We start from the raw sequence: 3,173 nt of genomic DNA on the forward strand, positions 1-3,173 counted from the left end.
TCACGCCGTCGGCGAGCGCCAGGCGCAGGCTGGCGAGCGTATGATAGGAATTCTGCCCGACGCCGCAGCACATGCCGGAGGCGTTATTGGCGGCGATGCCGCCGATCTTCGCCGTGGCGATGGAGGCGGGATCGGGGCCGATCTTGCGGCCGAAGGGCGCGAGACGGCGATTGGCTTCGCCGCCGACGATGGCCGGGCCAAGCCGGGCGATTTGCGCGGCCTGGTCATAGGCGAATTGCCCAAAACCCTCGCCGAGCACGATCAGGACCGAATCCGTCACCGCCTGGCCGGACAGCGACGTGCCGGCGGCGCGGAAGGTCACCGGCGCCTTCAGCCGGCGGCATAGGCCGAGGATGGCGAGGACTTCCGCCTCGCTTTCGGCGATCAGGATTACCTGCGGCGTCAGGCGATAGAAACTGGCGTCCGTCCCATAGGCGAGGCGGCGCAGCGGATCGGCGACGATCCGCTCCTTCGGCAGGATCTGTTCGAATTCCAGTGCAAGGCCATTGTTCGGCTTTTGGTGCAGCATGGCGGCGCCTCCTCCCGGCGTCAGTCGCGACGGGCGCCGGCCGGGCCGGCGCCCTTTGGGTTTCGACCTGCAACTTAGTGGGCGGCGACCACCGGAATGACCCATGGGATCACAAATTGCTGGAAGGCGACAAGGATCGCCAGCGCCACCGTCAAAATGATGCTGTGCGAGAAGGTGCGCGCGAAGACCTCGCCCTCCTTGTCCTTCAGATTGGTGACGGAGACGCCGGTCGCAATATTCTGCGGCGAAACCATCTTGCCCATCACGCCGCCGGACGAATTGGTCGCGGCGAACAGGACCGGATTGAGGTCGAGTTGGCGGGCCGCCACCACCTGCAGATTGCCGAACAGCGCGTTGCCGGAGGTGTCGCTGCCGGACAGCATGACCGCGATCCAGCCCAGGAAAGGCGACAGCAGCACGAACAGCTTGCCGGTCGAAGCCACCGCATGGCCGAGCGTATAGGCCATGCCGGAATAATTCATCAGATAGGCGAGGCCGATGATGAACATGACCGTGATGGCGGCGACGCGGATCTGGCGCAGGGTGCTTCCAATGCAGCCGAGGAAATCGCTCGGCGAGATTCGCACCGCAAAGGCCGTGATGAGCGTCGCGACCAGGATGGCGGTGCCGCTGCCGAGCGGCTGGAAGGTCCAGATCGCGGCATAGGGCTTGTTGTTGTAAAGCGTGATCGAAATGGCGTTATGCAGGCCCGGCCATTCCACCTTGGATTGCGCTATGGCCGCCCAGCCGAAATGGGTCCAGGCGATCACCACGCCGGAGACGATCAGCCACGGCAGCCAGCCCTGCCAGGGCGCGACCTCGGATTTGCTTTCCTCCGCCAGCGCGGCCGCCGACACGGCGAATTCCGGATCGGGCGCCGGACGCCAGACTTGCAGGAACAGGATGGTGACAATCAGCGAGCCCAGCGAGGACAGCACGTCGGTCAGCGCATAATCGAGGAAATTCGAGGCGACGAACTGCGAGACGGCGAAGCTGCCGCCCGCAACCAGCAGCACCGGCCACAGAGCGCGCACCGAACGCAACCCGCCATAGATCGCCATGACATAGAACGGCAGCAGCAGCGCGATCACGGGAAGCTGGCGGCCGATCATGGCGCCGAGCGCCGGGGCGGGCAGGCCGGTCACCGCGCCGAGCACTGTGACGGGCACGCCGAGCGCGCCGAAGGCGACCGGGGCGGTGTTGAAGATCAGCACGAAAACCAGGGCTTCGAGCGGCGGGAAGCCGCACAGGATGAGCAGCGACGAGGTGATCGCGACCGGCGTGCCGAAGCCGGAGACGCCCTCCAGCAACGCGCCGAAACAGAAGCCGATCACCACCAGAATGATGCGACGGTCATTGGGCAGATGCTCGATGACCCAGGCGCGAAAGGCTTCGAACCGGCCTGATTTGACCGCGACATTGTACAGGAGCAACGCATTGACCACGATCCACATCACCGGCCAGAGCGCGAAGACTGCGCCATTGGCCACGGAATTCAGAGCGAGGCCGGCGGGCATGCGCCAGCCGAAGATCGCGACGGCGAGACCGACCGCGAGGCCGGCGAGCGAGGCCTGCCAGGCCGGGCGACGGAACACGCCGAGCAGGATCAGGACGGTGAGGACAGGCAGAGTGGCGGCGACGAAAGACAAGCCGAGGCTATCGCCGACCGGCGTCAAAAGCTGTGCGAACATGATGTCTCCCCAAAATCATGGCCAGACGCGGCGGCGGGCGCTGATTGGTACGTTCGTTTTAGCGCCGTCAACAACTGGTCATAAAAATTGACCAGTTTTCAATACTGGAAAAAATTCGTTCCATCAAGAGCCGGTGGACAATTTATCTCGGGGTGCTAGTCTGGCAGGGCAATTCAGGAAACCAGACATGGAAACGGTACGAAATCCAAAGCTTGCCGACTCCATCGCCGATCATCTCGAACAATTGATCCTGGAAGGCGCGCTGCGGCCAGGCGAGCGCCTCGCTGGCGAGCGCGAGCTGGCGGAAAAATTCGAAGTGTCGCGGCCCTGCCTGCGCGAGGCGCTGGAGAGCCTGCAGCGGCGCGGCCTGCTGGAGACCACGAAATCCGGCACCTATGTCGCGAAATTCATGGCGCCGCTGACGGAGCCGCTCGCCGCCATCCTGCAATCGAACGAACAGGCTCTGATCGATTATCTCGAATATCGCGGCCTGGTGGAGGGCGAGGCGGCGCGGCTCGCGGCCCTGCGCGCGACCGATTACGAGATCGAGGCGATCGAGAACTGCCTGGAGCGGATCAAGGCGGCGCATCAGCTCGAGGATCCGACCGCCGAGGCCGAGGCGGATGTCGACCTGCACATGCTGATCTATGAGGCCTCGCACAATATCGTGCTGCTGCACATCATGCGGGCCTTTTCCGACATGCTGCGGCGGGGCGTGTTCTACAACCGCAACCAGCTCTACGCCCATCAGGGGTTTCGCGATCAATTGCTGACGCAGCATCTGGCGATCGGCGAGGCCATCGTCGCGCGCAAGCCGGAGGAGGCTGCGGAGGCCGCCACCTATCACATGCGCTCCACGGCGGAAACGCTGAAGGAAATGCACGAGGAGGAGGCGCGGGTCGCCCGCGTGCTGCGCCGGATGGGCCGCGGCGAACTGCTGGCGCGTCGCGGGG

3 protein-coding genes are annotated in these 3,173 nt (G+C 64.7%); 1 reads left to right on the plus strand and 2 read right to left on the minus strand.

Translation table 11 applies throughout. The annotated features are described in order from the left end of the window. Together ACE3S9_RS17280 and ACE3S9_RS17285 are read right to left on the minus strand one after the other, a co-directional pair. Positions 1-529: FAD-binding oxidoreductase (locus tag ACE3S9_RS17280; RefSeq protein ID WP_374547723.1), on the minus strand; the 529-nt coding region annotated here is incomplete at its 3' end. Between the two features lie 74 nt (positions 530-603). Continuing rightward, entirely contained in the window at positions 604-2,220 is a 1,617-nt protein-coding gene (locus ACE3S9_RS17285; RefSeq protein ID WP_374547724.1) for an L-lactate permease, read from the minus strand. A gap of 187 nt (positions 2,221-2,407) precedes the next feature. On the opposite strand from ACE3S9_RS17285, the gene ACE3S9_RS17290 reads away from it, so the two are divergent. After that, positions 2,408-3,173: FCD domain-containing protein (locus tag ACE3S9_RS17290; protein WP_374547725.1), on the plus strand; the 766-nt coding region annotated here is incomplete at its 3' end.

This window comes from Rhodoblastus sp. (assembly GCF_041915505.1).
Taxonomy (GTDB): Bacteria; Pseudomonadota; Alphaproteobacteria; order Rhizobiales; family Beijerinckiaceae; genus Rhodoblastus.

Coding starts and splice junctions, on each gene's coding strand:
- ACE3S9_RS17285 (WP_374547724.1), bottom strand. CDS start 2,220: ATGTTCGCACAGCTTTTGACGCCGGTCGGCGATAGCCTCGGCTTGTCT.